Annotated in this window: 16 protein-coding genes; 8 read left to right on the top strand and 8 right to left on the bottom strand. The window is 41.7% G+C overall.

Annotated elements, in window-relative coordinates:
* Positions 1 to 11 precede the first annotated feature (11 nt).
* The 4 genes from bglX to P2W73_RS19865 all read left to right on the top strand — a co-directional run bounded on the left by bglX (position 12) and on the right by P2W73_RS19865 (position 5,844).
* Positions 12 to 2,297: a beta-glucosidase BglX gene (bglX, locus tag P2W73_RS19880; RefSeq protein ID WP_276503850.1), complete on the top strand. Its 2,286-nt coding sequence runs from the start codon at positions 12 to 14 to the stop codon at positions 2,295 to 2,297.
* A gap of 28 nt (positions 2,298 to 2,325) precedes the next feature.
* Positions 2,326 to 3,828: a sulfatase family protein gene (locus P2W73_RS19875; RefSeq protein WP_276503849.1), complete on the top strand. Its 1,503-nt coding sequence runs from the start codon at positions 2,326 to 2,328 to the stop codon at positions 3,826 to 3,828.
* A 68-nt stretch (positions 3,829 to 3,896) separates the two neighbouring features.
* Entirely contained in the window at positions 3,897 to 5,342 is a 1,446-nt protein-coding gene (locus P2W73_RS19870) for a glycoside hydrolase family 30 protein (protein ID WP_276503848.1), read from the top strand.
* A 127-nt stretch (positions 5,343 to 5,469) separates the two neighbouring features.
* Entirely contained in the window at positions 5,470 to 5,844 is a 375-nt protein-coding gene (locus P2W73_RS19865; RefSeq protein ID WP_276503847.1) for a VOC family protein, read from the top strand.
* A 15-nt stretch (positions 5,845 to 5,859) separates the two neighbouring features.
* Here the strand turns inward: P2W73_RS19865 and paaE are convergent, their stop codons facing one another.
* Both paaE and P2W73_RS19855 read right to left on the bottom strand, forming a co-directional pair.
* On the bottom strand, positions 5,860 to 6,939 hold the full coding sequence (gene paaE / locus P2W73_RS19860) for a 1,2-phenylacetyl-CoA epoxidase subunit PaaE (protein ID WP_276503846.1): 1,080 nt from the start codon (positions 6,937 to 6,939) through the stop codon (positions 5,860 to 5,862).
* A gap of 3 nt (positions 6,940 to 6,942) precedes the next feature.
* The gene (locus tag P2W73_RS19855) at positions 6,943 to 7,620 is read right to left on the bottom strand and encodes a TetR/AcrR family transcriptional regulator (RefSeq protein WP_276503845.1); all 678 of its coding nucleotides are present in this window, start codon (positions 7,618 to 7,620) and stop codon (positions 6,943 to 6,945) included.
* 86 nt (positions 7,621 to 7,706) lie between these two features.
* Here P2W73_RS19855 and P2W73_RS19850 point away from each other — a divergent pair, with 86 nt between their 5' ends.
* Positions 7,707 to 8,630, top strand: a complete 924-nt coding sequence (locus P2W73_RS19850; RefSeq protein ID WP_276503844.1) for a PfkB family carbohydrate kinase — start codon at positions 7,707 to 7,709, stop codon at positions 8,628 to 8,630.
* A 75-nt stretch (positions 8,631 to 8,705) separates the two neighbouring features.
* Positions 8,706 to 8,921, top strand: coding sequence for a type II toxin-antitoxin system HicB family antitoxin (locus tag P2W73_RS19845; protein WP_276503843.1), 216 nt, complete (start codon positions 8,706 to 8,708; stop codon positions 8,919 to 8,921).
* A gap of 10 nt (positions 8,922 to 8,931) precedes the next feature.
* Here the strand turns inward: P2W73_RS19845 and P2W73_RS19840 are convergent, their stop codons facing one another.
* Positions 8,932 to 9,144 carry a type II toxin-antitoxin system HicB family antitoxin gene (locus P2W73_RS19840; protein WP_276503842.1) on the bottom strand — a complete coding sequence of 71 codons (213 nt, stop codon included), beginning with the start codon at positions 9,142 to 9,144 and terminating at the stop codon, positions 8,932 to 8,934.
* A gap of 269 nt (positions 9,145 to 9,413) precedes the next feature.
* Positions 9,414 to 11,123 carry a lamin tail domain-containing protein gene (locus tag P2W73_RS19835; RefSeq protein WP_276503841.1) on the bottom strand — a complete coding sequence of 570 codons (1,710 nt, stop codon included), beginning with the start codon at positions 11,121 to 11,123 and terminating at the stop codon, positions 9,414 to 9,416.
* A 284-nt stretch (positions 11,124 to 11,407) separates the two neighbouring features.
* On the opposite strand from P2W73_RS19835, the gene P2W73_RS19830 reads away from it, so the two are divergent.
* On the top strand, positions 11,408 to 12,397 hold the full coding sequence (locus P2W73_RS19830) for an aspartate-semialdehyde dehydrogenase (RefSeq protein ID WP_276503840.1): 990 nt from the start codon (positions 11,408 to 11,410) through the stop codon (positions 12,395 to 12,397).
* A gap of 35 nt (positions 12,398 to 12,432) precedes the next feature.
* Here the strand turns inward: P2W73_RS19830 and P2W73_RS19825 are convergent, their stop codons facing one another.
* From P2W73_RS19825 to ligA, 4 genes are all read right to left on the bottom strand, one after another.
* Positions 12,433 to 13,119, bottom strand: a complete 687-nt coding sequence (locus P2W73_RS19825; protein WP_276503839.1) for a hypothetical protein — start codon at positions 13,117 to 13,119, stop codon at positions 12,433 to 12,435.
* 380 nt (positions 13,120 to 13,499) lie between these two features.
* Positions 13,500 to 14,027: a YceI family protein gene (locus P2W73_RS19820; protein WP_276503838.1), complete on the bottom strand. Its 528-nt coding sequence runs from the start codon at positions 14,025 to 14,027 to the stop codon at positions 13,500 to 13,502.
* A gap of 118 nt (positions 14,028 to 14,145) precedes the next feature.
* Positions 14,146 to 14,814 (bottom strand): DUF2461 domain-containing protein, encoded by a 669-nt coding sequence (locus P2W73_RS19815; protein ID WP_276503837.1) that lies wholly within the window; start codon positions 14,812 to 14,814, stop codon positions 14,146 to 14,148.
* Positions 14,815 to 14,818: 4 nt separating this feature from the next.
* Positions 14,819 to 16,918 (bottom strand): NAD-dependent DNA ligase LigA, encoded by a 2,100-nt coding sequence (ligA, locus tag P2W73_RS19810; protein WP_276503836.1) that lies wholly within the window; start codon positions 16,916 to 16,918, stop codon positions 14,819 to 14,821.
* 131 nt (positions 16,919 to 17,049) lie between these two features.
* Here ligA and P2W73_RS19805 point away from each other — a divergent pair, with 131 nt between their 5' ends.
* Positions 17,050 to 19,950 carry an alpha-amylase family glycosyl hydrolase gene (locus P2W73_RS19805; RefSeq protein WP_276503835.1) on the top strand — a complete coding sequence of 967 codons (2,901 nt, stop codon included), beginning with the start codon at positions 17,050 to 17,052 and terminating at the stop codon, positions 19,948 to 19,950.
* Positions 19,951 to 19,959: the final 9 nt, after the last annotated feature.

The raw sequence follows: 19,959 nt of genomic DNA, 5'->3' as shown, positions 1-19,959 counted from the left end.
AATCAACCAGTATGAAATTGCTATACAAATTAACCATTGGCCTGCTCGTCATCATTTCATTGAATGTATCAGCGCAGTCTTCGCAGGATGCAAAGATGAAAGCCTTTATCGACGGACTGATGAAAAAAATGACACTGGAAGAAAAGCTCGGTCAGTTGAATTTACCCGGTGCTGGTGATATCACTACTGGCCAGGCAAGCAGTTCTGATATTGCCAAAAAAATTGAACAGGGAAAAGTGGGTGGTTTGTTTAATATAAAATCGGTGGCCAAAATCAAAGAAGTACAAAAGCTGGCGGTTGAAAAAAGCCGGTTGAAAATACCCATGTTGTTTGGTATGGACGTGATACATGGTTATGAAACTGTGTTTCCGATACCGTTAGGTATGAGCTGCGTGTGGGATATGAAATTAGTAGAGCGCAGTGCGCAGATTGCCGCCCGGGAAGCCAGTGCGGATGGCATTAACTGGACTTTTTCTCCCATGGTTGACATTTCCCGTGATCCACGATGGGGCCGTATTTCTGAAGGCAGTGGTGAAGATGCTTATCTCGGTTCGCAAATAGCGAAAGCAATGGTCAGAGGTTACCAGGGAACCGATCTTTCCAAAAATAATACAATCATGGCTTGCGTAAAACACTATGCACTATATGGCGCTGCTGAAGCTGGGCGTGATTATAATACAACGGATATGAGCCGCCAGCGGATGTTCAATGAGTACTTTCCTCCTTATAAAGCGGCAGTAGATGCCGGAGTAGGATCTGTGATGGCATCGTTTAATGAAATAGATGGTGTGCCGGCAACCGGGAATAAATGGTTGCTGACAGATGTGCTTCGCAGGCAATGGGGCTTCAAAGGTTTTGTTGTTACGGATTATACCGGCATTAATGAAATGGTTGACCATGGCATCGGCGATCTGCAGACCGTTTCTGCAAGAGCATTGATGGCGGGTATCGATATGGACATGGTGGGAGAAGGCATTTTAACCACCACTCAAAAATCATTGAAAGAAGGTAAGGTAACGATGGCACAGATCGATGCAGCATGCCGGAGAATTTTGGAAGCAAAATATAAACTGGGTTTGTTTGATGATCCTTACCGCTATTGCGATGAGAACCGTGCAAAGACAGAAATTTTCACCGATGCTCACCGGAAAGAAGCAAGAGCGATAGCGGCTGAAAGTTTTGTATTATTAAAGAACCAGGGCAATATCCTGCCATTGAAAAAAAGCGGCACTGTCGCATTGATAGGGCCATTGGCCGATGCAACAGAGAATATGACGGGAACATGGAGTGTAGCAGCGAATTTTTCAAAATCCATTTCTGTGATCAAGGGGTTGACGGAAGTAGCCGGCAGCAATGCGAAAATTTTATATGCCAAAGGTTCTAACCTGGACGAAGATAGTTTGATAGAAGAAAGAGGAACCATGTTTGGTAAATCTTTGAAAAGAGATCGTCGACCAGCCAGCGAAATACTACAGGAAGCAGTTGCTATAGCCAACCAGGCTGATGTGATTGTTGCCGCATTGGGCGAAGCTGCGGAAATGAGTGGTGAAGCCAGTAGCCGCACTAACATAGAAATACCAGCCATTCAAAAGGAATTACTAAAGGCTTTATTGAAAACGGGCAAACCGGTGGTATTAATGTTGTTCACGGGCCGTCCACTGGCGCTGAAATGGGAACAGGAGAATGTGCCCGCTATTTTCAATGTTTGGTTCGGCGGATCAGAAGCCGGTTATGCGATTGCTGATGTATTGTTTGGTGATGTAAATCCATCCGGGAAATTGAGTACCACTTTCCCGCAGAATGTGGGACAGGTGCCCATTTTTTATAATCATAAAAATACCGGACGGCCCTTGCCGGAAGGAAAGTGGTTCCAAAAATTCCGCTCTAACTATTTAGACGTTTCAAATGATCCGCTTTATCCATTTGGTTACGGCTTAAGCTATACCAGTTTTTCTTACAGCGACATAAAGCTGAGCAGTTCCTCCTTAAGTGCAGGGAAAAAGATTAGTGCCGCTGTTACTGTCACCAATACTGGCAACAAAGATGGAAAGGAAGTAGTGCAGTTATATATCCGTGATTTGGTAGGCAGCAGTACGAGACCAGTGAAAGAGTTAAAAGGGTTTCAAAAAATTGAATTGAAAGCCGGGGAAGCCAAAACGGTTTCATTTGATATTTCGGTTGACGATCTTAAGTTTTATAACTACGACCTGAAATATGTAGCAGAGCCCGGAGATTTTAAAGTCTTTATTGGCGGTAACAGCCGCGACGTAAAAGAAGCGGATTTTAAATTGAACTAAGTGTTGGACAAAGGGCAAAATTATATGTATGCATAAGGTCAGCTACTTTTTATTGGCTTTTATTTTGTTTCATCATTCCGCAGTTGCACAGGCGCCCAAACAAAAGCCGATGAACATCATCTTCATCCTTGCAGATGATCACCGTTATGATGCCATGGGATTCATGAATAAAATAAAGGGATTAGAAACTCCGGGCATGGATCGCATGGCCAAAGAAGGTGCTCATATAAAAAATGCCTTCGTTTCAACGGCATTGTGCTCACCCAGCCGTGCGTCTATATTGACGGGTCAGTATGCTCATACGCATACCGTGGTAGATAATGAAGCTGTTTTGCCCCGCAATCTTGTATTTTTTCCATCCTATATGCAGAAGAAGGGTTATCAAACAGCTTTCATGGGTAAATGGCATATGGGCAATACGGATGACCAGCCGCAACCGGGATTTGATTACTGGCTTAGTTTCCAGGGGCGGGGTGTTTACAATAATCCAACGTTTAATATCAATGGTAAACGCGTAAAACAACCGGAAGGAAGTTATGTGACCGATCTGCTGACTGATTATGCTATTCAATGGATGGATGGGCGAAATAAGAACAAACCATTCTTTCTTTACCTGTCACATAAAGGAGTGCATGCGGAGTTTTACCCGGCCAAAAGACACGCAAATAAATATGCTAACATACCTGTGGTTTGTCCATCGTCTATGTATTTAACAGCAACCGACAGTAGTAAAACATACGGTATTGTTACAACTCCGCACACAAAAGTGAATTATCGTGATATCCCGAAATGGGTACGCAATCAACGCTATAGTTGGCACGGGGTCGATTACATGTATCATGGTTTTATACAGTTTGATGAGTTTTATCGCCGGTATCTTGAAACTCTGCAAGCCGTAGATGAAAGTGTTCAAAAGGTACTCGAATGGGTTACTGCACAGGGACTGCAAAACAATACGATGGTTGTTTACATGGGCGACAATGGATTTTCATTTGGTGAGCATGGATTGATCGACAAGCGGCATGCTTATGAAGAATCCATGCGGGTGCCATTGTTGGTTTGGGCGCCAGGTACGATAAAACCAAATTCAGTGGTGGAGCAGATCATCATGAATGTTGATTTAGCGCCGACCTTTTTAGAGCTGGGAGGTATTAACAAGCCTGGTCAAATGCAAGGTTTTTCTTTTGCCGATATACTGAAAGGAAAAAATAGCCCGTGGTCAAGAGATAAGGTATTTTATGAATATTACTGGGAGGCGGCCTTTCCGCAAACACCAACCATGTTTGCTATTCGCACTGATCGTTACAAATACATTTATTACAATGGTGTTTGGGATATTAATGAATTATACGACCTGCAGGCTGATCCCTATGAAATAAACAATCTTATACGTGATACCAGCTATCAAAAAACTGGAACAACCTTGCGAACTGAGCTCTTCAACTGGCTGCAGCAAACCGGCGGATTACAAATTCCTTTAAAAAAAGCTGCCGGCACGAGGTTCGATAATTTATATAAAAACACCTATTAATACCGATATAAGAACGACGTGATTCTCTTAACATATAAATTTTGCCGATGCTCCAAAAATTCGTTTCTATGCAACTACGATTATTTATAATTACTATCATAGGTTTGATAAGTATATATGGAGGCTGTTCGAAGGACAAGGGTAGCACTGGCGGAACAACACCAACGCCACCCGCAGGTATAAACGAAGTTGATTTTTGGCTGACAAAAGGTGATCAAAGCATCCTCCTGCAAAAACAGGCCGGTGTTTTGGCCTTTAATACAGTTGCTAACTCAAACCCCGAAATAACAGTTGATACCACCCTGCGATACCAATCTGTGGATGGATTTGGCTATACACTAACCAGCGGGAGTGCGACATTGATTTATAGTCTGCCCGCAAATTCCAAAGCCAGTTTACTACAGGAGCTTTTTGGAAAAGATGCGAACTCAATTGGCATCAGCTACCTTCGAATAAGTATCGGTGCTTCTGATCTGAGTGCATCGGTTTATACTTATGATGATATGCCTGTGGGGCAAACGGACCCTGGCTTGGCCAACTTTAGTCTCGACCCGGATCGTGCAGGAGGCACAGGGCTAATTCCCTTGCTGAAGGAAATTCTAGCCATCAATCCAGGCATCAAAATTTTGGGAAGTCCCTGGACGCCGCCTGTTTGGATGAAAGATAATGGTAGTTCTATAGGGGGAAGTTTAAAAGCAGAATACTATGATGTATATGCCCAATACTTTGTAAAATATGTACAACAAATGAAAGCGGAGGGCATAACCATTGATGCGATTACACCACAAAATGAACCACTGCATCCGGGTAATAATCCCAGTTTATTGATGACAGCAGAGCAACAAAGAGATTTTATAAAAAACAGTTTGGGACCGGCTTTTCAAGCGGCCAATATTTCCACAAAGATTATTGTGTATGATCACAATTGCGATAAACCGGAATACCCGCTAACGATATTAAATGATGCTGCTGCCAAAGCTTTTGTAGATGGCTCGGCTTTTCATTTGTATGCAGGCGATATCAGCGCCTTGTCCACGGTTCGCAATGCACACCAGGATAAAAATGTTTATTTCACAGAACAATGGACATCGTCAACCGGTGGGTTTGAAGGTGATTTGAAATGGCATATAAAAAATATCGTTATCGGTTCCATGCGGAACTGGAGCCGGATTGCACTCGAGTGGAATTTGGCCAACGATCCTAACTTTGGTCCGCACACACCCGGTGGTTGCACACAATGCAAAGGTGCTTTGACGATCAGCAGTTCTGTTTCAAGAAATGTATCTTACTATATTATTGCACATGCTTCTAAATTTGTGCCCGCCGGATCCGTAAGAGTAGCCAGCAACAATTATGGAAGTCTTTACAGCGTAGCTTTCGAAACACCTGAGAAGAAAAAGGTTTTGATCGTATTAAATGATGGTAGTTCGGCAACAACTTTCAACATCAAATTCAAAGGCAAGTGGACATCACCGGTATTGCCGGCAAATAGTGTGGGAACATTTGTCTGGTAGTCGTAGTAAAGAAGTTTTACGAAAATAGATTTATCTCGTGGCACAGTTCCGTGCTGACTTTTAGAAAAAATTTCGGACATGCAACCGCTTGGCAGATTCAAAAACAGTTCAACAAATAAATATGACTATGAAAACTAATAAGCTGACACCGATGATTTATACTACCGATCTGCAAAGAACGGTGGACTTTTACGTGCAGATACTTGGATTTACCTGCTTAGCAAACGAACCTGATTACGGTTGGGCAAGGGTGCAACTTGACAATGCAGACCTGATGATTAGCAAACCAAATGACCACATACCATTTGACAAATCCACTTTTACAGGGTCTTTTTATTTCAACACAGACAACGTTGATGAAATTTGGAATACGGTAAAAGATAAAGTAAAAATTTGTTATCCGATTGAGAACTTTGAATATGGCATGAGAGAATTTGCAGTTTATGACAACAATGATTACTTGATACAATTCGGACAGGATATTGTTGAAACTGTAAGGTAACACAGACTCTTCTGATCATCTTTCATCAAAATCAACCACCACTTTATCGGTTTTGGGATGCGACTGACAGGTAAGTATATAACCTTCTTTAATTTCTTCATCTTCCAATCCCCAGTGTACTTCCATTTCCACTTCGCCTTCTACCAATTTGGCTTTGCAGGTGCAGCAAACACCACCTTTGCAGGCATAAGGAAGGTCAGCCCCTTGTTTTAAGGCTGCATCCAGGATGGCTTCGTCACTAAAGCCCAAATCAAAATCAAATGCTCTGCCATCCAACTTAACGGTTATTTTGCTCTTTGGTGACTCAGCAGGGAGTTCCCTTTTTTCCCCTTTCACTTCTGACTTCTTCGCTCCGGGTGTCGTAAACAATTCAAAATGGATATTCTTTTTATCCAGTCCTTTTTGTTCCAAAAACTCTTTGGCAGCAAAGATCATTTCTTCGGGACCGCAGAGAAATGCTTCATCCATGCGGGAGTAATCAACTAGTTTTCCGAGCTCCACCAGCTTATCCATATTTATGCGGCCATAATGGAGAGGAATATCTGTCCTTTCGCGGCTCAGGATATTAATGAAATTGAAGCGCTGCAGGTATTTATTTTTTAAGCTTTCCAGTTCTTCAAAAAAAATAATAGACGACCTGTTTCGATTGCCATATACCAGTGTAAAATGACTATGCGGTTCTGCAGCCAATGTTGTTTTAATTAATGAAAGAACAGGAGTGATGCCACTGCCGGCTGCAATAGCGAGATATTTTTTTTTATGGAGTGGGTCAAGCTCGGTATAAAATTTTCCGACAGGCTCCATTACTTCCAGCAGATCACCGTCCTTCAACCGGTCGTTAGCAAAAGTAGAGAACTGGCCGCCCGATACTTTTTTGATGGCTACTCTTAGTTCATTATCAAAAGGACTGCTGCATATAGAGTAAGTTCGCCTTACTTCTTCATTGCCACCGCCTATTCTCATGGTCAGGCTTTGTCCTTGCTTAAAGCGAAAATTTTCTTTTAGCCGTTCAGGAATATCAAACACCACTGACACGCATTCGGGAGTTTCTTTCCTGATTTCTTTTATACGGAGAGAGTGAAAATGAATGGACATCAATCAACCTTGTTTACGCAAGCCATCGATCATGATCATGACCATATTGTCTTCCAGCTCTGATGCGCTGATCTTCGCTTTGGACCGGTGCCATGATTCGATACCGCTAACGGCGTGCAGCATGATCAAAACAGCAGTAGGGGCATCAATTCTACGGATTTCATTTTTTTGCATACCCTCTTCAATGATGGAAGCAAATCTTTTCCGGTAAGTGCTACGCTGGTTTTGAAAATTGGAGAGATAAGGTTCTTCGAGGTGCTTCCATTCCCGGTCACTTACATACACTTCTTCATATCGCTCCACCATTTGCTGGATGTGAAACCGTAAAAGCGTTTCGATCTTTGAAATCGAATTTTGCTGGCTGGCTTCAATCAATGCCATATTGGTGTTAAACCGGTTTGCTACATCGAAACAGAGGGCTTCCAATATTTCGTTTTTTGAGCGGATGTGATTATACAAGCTGGCAGCTTCAATACCAACTGTTTCGGCAAGGTCACGCATTGATGTGGCAGCAAATCCTTTTTGGCGAAACATGGCAGCCGCTTTCTCGAGAATCAGTTCTTTTTTGGACGCTTTGCGTCGCTGTGCTTTGGCCATACCCAAAGATAAGTAGTTGATGGTAATTGAAGTCAATAATGGCAATTGAAAGTGGCTCTCCGGCTTTATCCGGAGTTTTGGCATTATTGCCAATTCTCAACCCCTCTTTGCCGTATTTGCTGTAATATTGCCCGCTGAAATTTTTTATTCATTCTTAATAATTTAACCGCATGTCCCTGATCGCCGTTGGTACCATGGCCTTTGACGCAATAGAAACCCCTTTTGGCAAAACCGATAAAATTGTGGGCGGATCCGCTACTTATGTTGCTTATGCAGCAGCCAATTTTGTAAAGCCTGTACAACAGGTTTCCATTGTTGGGTTTGATTTTCCACAAGAAGAAATGGAAGAGCTGAAAAGACGTGGTGTTCAATTGGAAGGAGTGGAGATCGTACCGGACAAAAAATCGTTTTTCTGGAGCGGCCGCTATCATGAGGATATGAACAGCCGGGACACACTCATTACCGACCTGAATGTGTTGGCGGATTTTAATCCTGTTATTCCGGATTCATACCAGGGTGCCGAGTTTCTGATGCTGGGAAACCTGGTGCCGGCAATCCAGCTGAATGTAATTAAACAACTGAAGCAAAGGCCAAAGCTGATTGTCATGGACACCATGAACTTTTGGATGGAGTCCGCAATGCCTGATTTGGAAGAGGTGTTGAAACATGTAGACCTGCTGATGGTAAATGATGCGGAAGCCCGCCAGTTGACCGGCCAGTTTTCTCTGGTGAAAGCCGCCAAAACTATTTTGACCATGGGCCCGAAATACCTGATCATTAAAAAAGGAGAACATGGAGCCTTACTTTTCCATGGCGATAACGTCTTTTTTGCTCCTGCTTTACCGCTGGAAGATGTGTTTGACCCAACAGGAGCCGGTGATACTTTTGCCGGTGGCTTTATTGGTCATTTGGCAAAGACGGGTGATATCTCTTTTGAAAATATGAAGAGAGGAATTATCGTGGGCTCCGCGATGGCAAGTTTTTGTGTAGAAAAATTTGGCGCCACAAGATTGAAGGAGATCACCAAAGAAGATATTGAAAGAAGGATACAGCAGTTTAAGGAGTTGGTTAATTTTGAGATTGAGCTGGTGTAGGAAAACAATTTGATAAAGTATTATGAAGCCTGGTACTAACCGGGCTTTTTTGTTAAATTTGGAAAAATGTGAAGCATGCAGGTGTCATTGCAAAATATAGTGTGGCAGGAGGGAAAACATTTTGTAGCTCAATGCCTGAATGTTGAAGTTTCAAGTTTTGGCGAAACAAGAGAGGAGGCTTTGGCAAACCTTACAGAAGCATTGGAATTGTATTTTGAAGATGTCTCTCCGGACCAGATTCAGCAGGTTGAAAACCCAGAGATAGTGGCTACATCTTTTGATCATGCCTAAACTGATAAAATCAGGCGTACATCAATTTACCTTTAGGTTCAGGAATAGATCTGCCAAGAGATTGAGCTGTTTCTATCCATTCTGCAATGATCATTTGCACATTTTCCAAAGCTTCGGCATAAGTTTTCCCGTCTGCCGCACAACCTGCTAGTTCAGGCACTTCGGCTATAAAAGCATTATCTTCTTTGCTCCAGTATAAAATAATCTCGTATTTGCTATTCATCTTTTGCAGGTACTAGTTTGTATTTAATAAGTAGTTCTCTTACTTGTTTGACCTGGTAAGGTTTTGCTTTGTTATTTTCAGGCTGCAGGTTTATTATTTTTGTTACTCCGTCCTTAAATATGGTGACTGCCTTTGGTCCGGTTATTAAAACCTAATGTTTCAAGCAGGTTACATAAATCCTTAAATTCGATATTCCTGTCTGAAACTCCAGAAAGAACTTTCTGTACCAACTTATCAAATTTACTCATTTCGGCTCTGGATTTTAAGACTTAGTTTAATTTTCGTACCAGCACCACTGTATTCTTAAACCTCTCTTTCTTTCCCCGCAGGTTGAATATTTCAGTAAATAAAATATAAGTGCCAATGGGAAGCTTTAAGCCCTTATCATTCAGTCCATCCCAATTCCAGTATCCTGTTATCGCCATCGTTCCATTGCGAACAAGATTTCTTACCGGCCGACCTGCTGCATCAAAAATAGTGATATTGGCAACATAGCCCGGCTCGCTGATTTTATAATGGATGGAAGCGATATCATCGAAACCATCATTATCCGGTGAAAAGACTTTGGGTGTCACCTGAATGGTTGCTGAAATAGCCTGCTGGTTTTTGAATTGAGAATTTTTATAACCCGGTGTCCCAAAACCAGCCGTGGAAGCTGCCGAATGCCAATTGTCTGCATATTGAGATGCACCATCCGCATCTACTCTTTCCAAAGAAATGCCTTCTGCGTTATCGATTAATTTAAAGTGCCAATCGGCTGAATAGTTAACCTCATCAATTACCTCGCCTTGTTGATTTAATACCACCACAAAACCTTCGTCATCCGGAAAAGAGGGTAGCGACGAAACGCCAAGAACTGCATCCGGATTTTGAACAAGATAATTGAGTGCGAGGTTATCCGCATCTTCCGTGATTACAATATAATCGCCTGGAAAAAGATAAAAAGGACTGATGCTTAACTGGGTTATGGAGTTAATCCCGCCACTGTTATTTCGGTTTGAGACATATAGCTTAGCGGCATCTACAATTTTGTTGCTCTTGTTATACAATTCAACATAGTCATAACCAGTCGAACGGGGATTAAACAAAATCTCATTAACAATAATATCGCCGGCAATAGCGTCTACCGGCAGGCCAAACTTCGCTGTGTTTTTTACACTTATTGTATTGCCCTTACAATCGGTAATGCTGTTGACGGTGGCGACATAAACTTTATCTTGTTCAATAGGATTGATTGTTTTTAACATTACCTGGTAAAATGATGGTGATAAAACTTCTGCACTGCTTAGAGCGAGACCTCCATCCATCCCATAATTGGCCAGCGAAATACCACTCAAACTATCAATGGGTTCATTAAATGAAAGAATGATTGTTGAGTTATCTTTTACAAATGCATTTATTAACTCCGGCGACTGCTGGTCATTATTCACCGCATCAACTGAATTGATCGTTCCGGGAGTTCCACCTTGTGTATTGATACTTGCTTTCCAGTTAGAGATACCAGAGCAGGGATTATGCGGATCAATCATTTCGAGTGTCCAACCACCTTGTTTTTTTAATTCGTTTTGGTACCAGCCAGCTTTATAACTTACTGCATGAATGATCGTACCATCTGAAGATTTCAGCACTACTTCTTCGCCGTCATTATCTAATGAGGGGAAACTGGTCACCGAAATGGTGTTCCCAAAGGTTGACATTGCTGCAACAGCGCTGCCGGTACAAATGATTACTATACTATCGGGTTGTAGTAGAAAATTGGGAATCGGTCCACTTTGACCATTGCTGTCACCTATACGCCAGCCCTGCAGGTTAATGGGCAGAGAACTTGTATTTTTCAATTCAACCCATTCGTTACCCGGTAATCCAATTGATGGCGAAGGGTCAGCCATTATTTCATCTATTACTACATCATAGCGGTTTTGGGCAAATACAACAGTTGTAAGTAAAAGAATAAGGCTAAGCAGCAGCGAAGATTTCATGAGCCCTAATTTAATCAATCCCTTTTTAGAAAAATAGCCAGGAAGAATTTGGACTTAATGAAATGGCAACCTATTTTTGCGCAGCATGAAAATGATGAAGCATACAAAACGCATAAAGAAACATTCCTGATGGAAGGTTTGCGGCGTTATGTATGTAACCATATAAAAGTTTAGCAGGCCTTCCATCCGGAAGGCCTGCTTTTTTATGGCATGTAAAATTTGAAGACATTTTTATTAAATAACAAAAAACCTTCTCCCATGGGAGAAGCTGGGGGAACCAAAAAATGAAAGTTGCAGTAGTAGGGGCCACTGGACTAGTAGGCACCAAAATGTTACAGGTATTGGCTGAAAGAAATTTCCCGGTAACGGAGCTGTTGCCGGTTGCATCTGAAAGATCAGTTGGGAAAGAAATTGAATTCAAGGGAAAGAAATACAAGGTCGTTAGCATGACCGATGCTATTGCTGCCAAGCCTGCTGTAGCATTATTTTCTGCCGGCGGCGGCACTTCATTGGAATGGGCTCCCAAATTTGCAAAAGCCGGGATCACGGTTATTGATAACTCATCTGCATGGAGAATGGATGCGACAAAAAAATTGGTGGTTCCCGAGATCAATGCGGATGCACTGACCAAAGAAGATAAGATTATTGCGAATCCTAACTGCTCCACTATTCAAATGGTAGTGGCATTAAATCCGCTGCATAAAAAATATGGTATTAAAAGAATCGTGGTGAGCACTTATCAGAGTGTTACCGGAACCGGTGTAAAAGCCGTGAACCAATTGATGAACGAACGCAACGGTGTGCAGGGGGAAATGGCTTACAAATATCCAATTGATCTGAATGTGATTCCTCAAATCGATGTTTTTCTGGATAATGGTTATACCAAGGAGGAAATGAAAATGGTGAACGAAACAAAAAAGATCATGCGGGATGATAGCATCCGCGTTACTTCAACCACCGTTCGTATACCGGTAATGGGTGGTCACAGTGAAAGCGCCAACGTTGAGTTTGCTAAAGATTTTGATTTGAATGAAGTGACCTCTTTACTTTCTTCGGCGCCAGGCGTCGTTGTAGTGGATGATACAGCAAATGCAAAATATCCAATGCCGATGGATGCGCATGAAAAAGACGAAGTATTTGTAGGAAGATTAAGAAGAGATGACACTCAGCCCAACACGTTAAATATGTGGATCGTAAGCGATAACCTCAGGAAAGGCGCTGCAACCAATGCAGTTCAGATCGCTGAATACCTGGTAGAAAAAGGATTATTGTAAAAAGAAAAGACCAGCCTGGCTGGTCTTTCTCTTTTTTATCTTCTTTTTTTGTAAGGAAAGTATCTTCCAAAATTATCGGTGATATTTTCTATGATTACATTGGAGGGATTATCCCAGTCGGCTGCGGCTTTATAATTGTTATTCCAAAGCGTGACGCTATTGCTCACCACACTACAGTAAGCATAAATATCTTCAGTCTTACCTAAGCTGCGTGGAATCGGTAGTTTATTGCCCAGCGGCGTTTGTCGGATAACATCACGTGCAATAGTTACCCCATACGAAGCATAGTCGCTCATATAACGTTTCTTTCTTACCTGCATTCTTACAATTGCATCTACGTCCAGCAGATCCGCCAGTTTTTTATCATCCATTTTCCAGGAATCACGTAATGAAATGTGATTTTCATCCAGGGTTGCCATTGTTTTATTGACATCCTGCACGCCAACAGACATATAATATTTTCTTGAATTAGCATATTGAAGAATATTACTGTAAAGCGATAACTGGAAAGCCCGGCTTTCCTCTTCTTCAATTTTTGCAATTTGCTCTTCTGTCAATTGCTCAGGCTTCTTACCGGTCAATACAATTTCAGAGGGCAATACTGCAATGATTTTGTGCCCGGCTGTTTGCTGATCAAAAAAGGAAGAAGTATAATGTTTGCGGCTGCAGGATACGGAAATGATAAGGGTGATAGAGAGCAGAAAAGGTATAGTTTTTTTCATAAGGTTGAGTTATTTGAAAACAAAATACAAACCCGTATGAAGGGTTGCAATTCACTTAACGATTTATTTAGATATTAAATTGTGAAAAGATAGTAATGATTGTCCTGATTAGTTGAAAATCAAGTATTGGGGTGAATAACCATTGTGCCTATTTAGCCCTAGTCATAGACTTTAAGGTTCTATTTTCAAAATTTATCACTGTACACACTTAGAGCTGCTCTCAAACTGAAGATGTTGAGGATCTTAAAGATAGCTGAGAACACGACAAAGGGCAATTCCCAAAACTGTATTTCAGGTCTGTTGGGCTTCTTAATAAAAAAAAGAATGCCTTATTTAGCAAGTGGCATTCTTTCTTCTTATCAAATCCGGAGAATTTGTTCTTAGTTCTGTTTTACCAACTCTGCATCGATAGCCAGCTTCACATCATCACTTACTACAAGTCCACCAGCCTCAGTAACTGCGCTCCAGGTAAGACCGAAGTCCTGGCGGTTGATCTTTCCGGTAATTTCAAAGCCGGCAACAGTTTGTCCGTAAAGATTATTTTCAATGCCACCAAAGTCGACATTTAATGTCAAAGGCTTAGTGGTATTCTTTATAGTCATATCGCCTGTTATCTTATACTCACTTCCGCCTTTAGGCACTATTGCCGTTGATTTAAAGCTAAGTTTTGGATGACTGGCTGCGTCAAAAAAGTCTGCCGATTTCAAGTGGCCATCTCTTTGCTCATTGCCAGTAGTAATGCTGTCGATATCAGCAGTAAAGGAGATTTGTGTATTTGTCAAATCTGCGGGGTCTCCTTCCATTTTGCCTTCAAACGAATTAAATTTTCCAGAAACGGTAGAGATCACCAGGTGTTTTACTTTAAACCCGATCTCAGAGTGTGCGGTATCAATTGTCCAGGTTGCCATATGTTTTTATTTTAGACTGTAAAATTAATGTTTAAACATTGATATACAAAAACTATATTGTTAATTAAAAGAAAATCCCGGGCACAAGCCCGGGATTTCAAAAATGAATAGCCTGTTTTTATCCTTCAATGCTTTGATTTATAAAGGCTAACATGGGCTGCAATGTTTCAAAGGCCGTTGATACCTTTTTTAAAAGTTCTTTCGAACCGAGTTCTGCATCCTTTATGGGTGTCATCGCAACAAAGCTTTTCATTTTCAAAAACTCCGCGGCCGGGTTATCCGGATCATATCCTTTCGGAACCCTGGTCAGGACATATTCTGCATCTTTCGACAATCCGCCATACACCTCTTTGAATTTTTTTGAGCCAATGATCTTCTTAAATGCATCGAGGTTATAATCGATCTCTTGCCTCACTTTTTTTAGTTCCGGTGGCATTGGCATCCAGAGACCCCCACCTACAAAACTTTGACCCGGCTGGCAGTGAAAATAGTAACCCCCTAATAAAGACTTTTTTCCGCCCTGGTTTATGTAAGCTCCCATATTGTTTTTATAAGGCGATTTGTCTTTTGAAAATCGGACATCACGATTAATACGGAAAGTGCAGTCCTTTGCTTTGAGGTGACCAATCGCCGGATCTTTTTTTGCATGCTTATCAATCACCGTTTGAATGAACTGCGCAAAATCATTTTTGGCATCTTCATATTGCTGGCGGTGCGCATCAAACCAGGGCTTATTATTATTCCTACTCAGATCTTTCAAAAATTTCACCGTTGAAACTTGTAACATGATTTTAGCTTTTAATTATTTTTAAGAACTCCGCCTCCGAAATGATTTTGACGGTATTTATCTTTTTTGCTTTTTCCAATTTACTGCCGGCATCTTCACCTACTACCAGGTAGTTCAGCTTGCTGCTTACGCTGCCGACTATTTTACCGCCATTTTTTTCTACCATTTCCTCTGCATCGCTTCTTTTAAGCGTCGGCAATGTGCCGGTAAACAAAAAGCTCAATCCTTCGAGGTTGCCTCCTGAGGCATGCTCCTTTTTTTCATTTTTTAGTTGCAGTCCAATGGATTCCAGCTTTTGCAGCATACTAATATTGTCTTCATTACTGAAAAAATGGACAATGCTACCGGCTACTTTGGGGCCGATGTCTTCAAGGTTCAACAGATCTTCCAACGAATACTTTTTCAGATCGAGTAAATGGTGAATAGCCTGTGCCAACGTTTTTGCGGTTGTTTCGCCGACAAAACGGATTCCTAACCCGAATATCAACCTGTGCAAGGGCTGTTTTTTTGAATTATCAATGGCTGATTGCAGGTTATCAATCGATTTTTTACCAAAGCCTTCCAGTCTGCCGATCTTTTCAAAATCCAATTCGTAAATCCCTGGGATATCTTTCAGCAAACCCATTTCATAAAACTTTCTCACATTGGCCTCACCAAAACCCCGGATATCCATGGCATCTTTACTGACAAAATGGATAATGCGTTCCACCACCTGGGCAGGGCATTCTATATTGATGCACCGCCACACTGCTTCACCTTCTTCCTTGAATAATTGGCTATCGCATACCGGGCAGGTCTTGGGAAATTCGATTTTGGTTTCTTTGCCTGTTCTTACATCCGCCAGGGATTTTACAATATATGGAATTACATCGCCGGCTCTTTCTACAAGCACCGAATCGCCGATCATCAGGTCTTTTTCTTTAATAATATCTTCGTTAAAAAGAGAGATAGAGGAAACCGTGACACCACCGATAGGAACGGGTTGAATTTTTGCCACCGGCGTGATGGAACCTGTTCTACCAACCTGGAATTCGACATTCAACAATTTACTGGTAGCCTGTCTTGCCTTGAATTTATAAGCAATAGCCCATCGGGGGTGATGCGCTGTCATGCCCATTTTATCCTGCAGGGCTACTTCGTTCACCTTGATCACCATCCCATCTATTTCGTAAGGAAGATCATCTCTTTTTGATTCAAAAGCGGTACAGTAAGCTATAACATCGTCTATTCCTTTTAAAACTTTCTTTTCCTGTTGTGGACTTCTGAAACCGCATTCCCATAACATCTCCAAAGAACCGGAATGTGTTTGCAATTGCTGAGGAATAATTGCTTTGGGTAGTAATGTCACATCACTGATATTGTACACAAAAGCTTCAAGGCTTCTTTTGCTTACTTCTTTTGGATCTTTTATTCGCAGGGTCCCCGAAGCTGCATTCCGGGGATTCGCTAATGGCGGCAGACCTTGTTCAATCAGCTGCTCATTGTATTTTGCAAAATTCTTCTTATTGATCAGCACCTCGCCCCGTATTTCAATCTGCTGTATACCATATTGCGAAAATTTGGCGGAAAGAGGGATACTCCTGATCTGCCTAATATTGGTAGTTATATTATCTCCTTCCACGCCGTTACCGCGGGTGGCTCCACGAACCAGGAAATCGTCTTCATATATCAGGGAAATGCTGCCGCCATCAAATTTTGGCTCTACACAGTATTCAATTTCTTTCAACCCGGTAAGCTCTCTTGCCTTTCTGTCAAAGTCAATCAGATCTTCAGAGTTATATGAATTGTCAAGGGAAAGCATTGGAACAAGGTGTTGAACCGTCGGAAAATCCTTGGTTAATCCTTTTGCCACCCTTTGCGTAGGAGAGTCGGACGTGATGAGCGACGGATCTGATTCTTCCAATTTTTCAAGGGCTTTATATAATTGGTCGTATTCAAAATCTGAAATAAGGGGATCATTCAGGATATAATACCGGTATTCATGGAAGCGCAATACATTTCGCAAATCCTCAATTTCGTTACTGTCTATCGAATCGGTCTCCAATCTCTTAATAAATCCCGTTGCCTGTTTCTGAATTTTTAATGTTGCTTCTTTTGAATACATACCCGCTTGTTTGGTTGTAAAGTTAGGAAGCCGGTCTTAATGAGATTTCGCGAAAACCTGGACAAGAAAAATTAATGTGTTATAAGTACATATTTGTACCTTCGATTTATATATACGCCAAAACGAGCTTTATGAAACGATTGCTGCTGGCCATAGTATGGCTTCATTGTGTTCTCCTTGTTCATTCTCAGTTGTTGACCTGGACTCCCGCCTTCCCCAAGGATGATGATAATATTACCATAACTGTCGATGCATCAAAAGGCAACCAGGGGTTAATTGGTTTTTCCGGAAATGTTTATGTGCATATCGGGCTTATTACAAGCAGCAGCACGAACGCAGGTGATTGGAAATATGTTCGTTTCACGTGGGGCATGGCTGATGTCGCTGGGCAGGCTACCGCTGCCGGCACTAATAAATGGTCCTATTCAATAAATAATGCCCGAACTTTTTTTAATGTAAATGCGGGAGAAACAGTCAAGGCCATCGCCATACTTTTCAGGGATGCTGCGGGTAACAAGGTGCAGCGAAATGCTGATGTTTCGATTGATAATGGTAATATGTATGTGCCTGTGTACGATAGCAACGTTGCTGTTCGCTTTACTGTTCCTGTTTTTCAGCCTGAATACATTCCCAAACCAGAACCTTTTACTAAAACGGCCGGCGATAATATTGCACTGACCGCTACTTCGAATAAGCCGGCTACTCTGAACCTGTACTTGAACGGGACGTTGATACAAACTGCAGCTTCGGCTACAACTATTTCCGCGAATCCAACTATAACAACAGGCGGTAACACCGTGATATATGCGGAAGCTATCGATGGCTCTTTGATCAAACGGGATTCTCTAAAGTTTTTTGTGGCCGGCGGGGTTGCCATTGCGCCATTACCGGCTGAGGTTAAGGACGGCATTAATTACAATGCTAACAATACAGAGGTCACACTAGTATTATATGCACCAGGGAAGAACAGGGTATCGGTGATAGGTGAGCTTGCGGGAAACAATTGGGATGAACAAGCAAACTACCAGATGAATAGAACTCCTGATGGAAACTACTGGTGGATCACTATCAAAAATCTTACACCGGCGCAGGAATATGCTTTTCAATATTTGGTGGATGGTACGTTGAAAATAGCCGATCCATATTCGGAAAAAATTTTATCTCCCGAAGATCAATATATCGATGCAACCACTTACCCGGGATTAAAAGTTTACCCAACAGGGCTTACAACAGGAAATGTGACGGTAGTACAAACCAATGCCCCAACTTATAACTGGCAGGCGACTTCATTTACCCGGCCCGATAAACAAAACCTGATTATCTATGAATTGCTGATGAGAGATTTTACGAATGTGCATAACTGGCAAACGGTTATCGATACACTAAGTTATCTGCAACGTTTAGGAATAAATGCCATAGAACTAATGCCAGTCAGTGAATTTGAAGGTAATGATAGTTGGGGTTATAATCCTTCTTTCTACTTTGCACCGGATAAATATTATGGAACGAAAAATAAACTGAAAGAATTTATAGACTCCTGTCACAAAAAGCAAATGGCAGTTTTGCTCGACATGGTGCCCAACCACAGCTTTGGTCAAAGCCCTTTAGCACAACTATATTGGAATAGTGCATTGAACAGGCCCGCTGGCAACAATCCCTGGTTCAATGAAGTGCAACCACATGCTTTTGGCTTTGGGCAGGATTTTAACCATGAAAAAGCGGTTACAAAATATTATTGGCACCGGGTTTTTGATCACTGGTTGAAGGAGTATAAAATTGATGGCTACCGGTTGGATTTCACAAAAGGTCTCACGCAAAAGCCCTCGACAAATGATGGTCAATTCAGTGCATATGATCAAAGCAGGATCGATATTTTAAAAGAATATGCGGATACGATCAATAAGTATCACAGTGGTGCCTATCTCATTTTAGAACATCTTGCTGCAAAAGACGAAGAGCAGGCTTTGCAAAACCTTGGCTTTTTGCTTTGGAGTGGAGCAGGTTTGAACAGAGCCTATAATGAAGCAACCATGGGTTATCATGACAACAATAAATCTAATCTTTCATCTGTCGTTTATAATAGTAATGAAAGAGGATTTACCAATCCCTATCTTGTTGGCTACATGGAAAGTCATGACGAGGAAAGACTCATGTATAAAAACCTCACCTTTGGAAATTCTTCAGGTGCTTATAGTGTAAAAAATAAAGCCACTGCTTTACGCAGAATGGAAGCAGCCAACTCGCTGTTTCTAACTATCCCCGGGCCTAAGATGATCTGGCAGTTTGGCGAAAGGGGATATGACAAGTCAATTTTTGCCTGCACAGACAATACTATTCCACAACCATATGGTACAAATGATGGTTGTAAGCTTACACCCAAAGAACCACGCTGGGAGTATATGCAGGAAGTAGAAAGGAAACGCCTGTTCGAAGTGAATGCAGCTTTAATAAAGCTGAGAAAAACACAACCGGCTTTATTTAATAGTACCAGCTTTGAGTATAACCTGGTCAATGCTGTCAAATACTTTAAAATTTCTGAACCAAATTTAAGTGCTTTGATTGTTGCCAATTTTGATGTGACAGCTCAGACAGCGTCTGTTTCTTTTCAAAGTGCCGGAACCTGGTATGACTATCTTACAGGCGAAACAATCACGGCAACAGGCACTGTTCAAAGTCTGCCATTACTGCCAGGCGAATATCACGTATATGTAAGCAAAAATATTGTCAATGCTATCACAACTCCTGTGATTGATGTCAGCGGCCCCCGCCATGCACTGGCTTCAATAGCGTATCCAAATCCTGTTTCAACTTCGACAGTATTGGAAGTAGATATCCCTGAAACAGGCAAAACGCAAGTTCAACTAATCAACCCACTAGGGCAGCAGGCAGGAAGTATTTATTCCGGTATGCTGACGAAAGGTAAACATCGGTTATCTCTTACTGATAAAATCAATAATTTGCCGGCGGGAATTTATCTGCTAAAAATTCAATCCGGGAACCAGACTGGATTGGTAAAAATCATGATCCAATAATCAAATAGA

It is taken from the genome of Terrimonas pollutisoli (genome assembly GCF_029360765.1).
GTDB classification, from domain to species: Bacteria; Bacteroidota; Bacteroidia; order Chitinophagales; family Chitinophagaceae; genus Terrimonas_B; species Terrimonas_B pollutisoli.
Note: the sequence above shows the minus strand (reverse complement) of the source record. Positions and strands in the feature narration are given on the sequence as shown.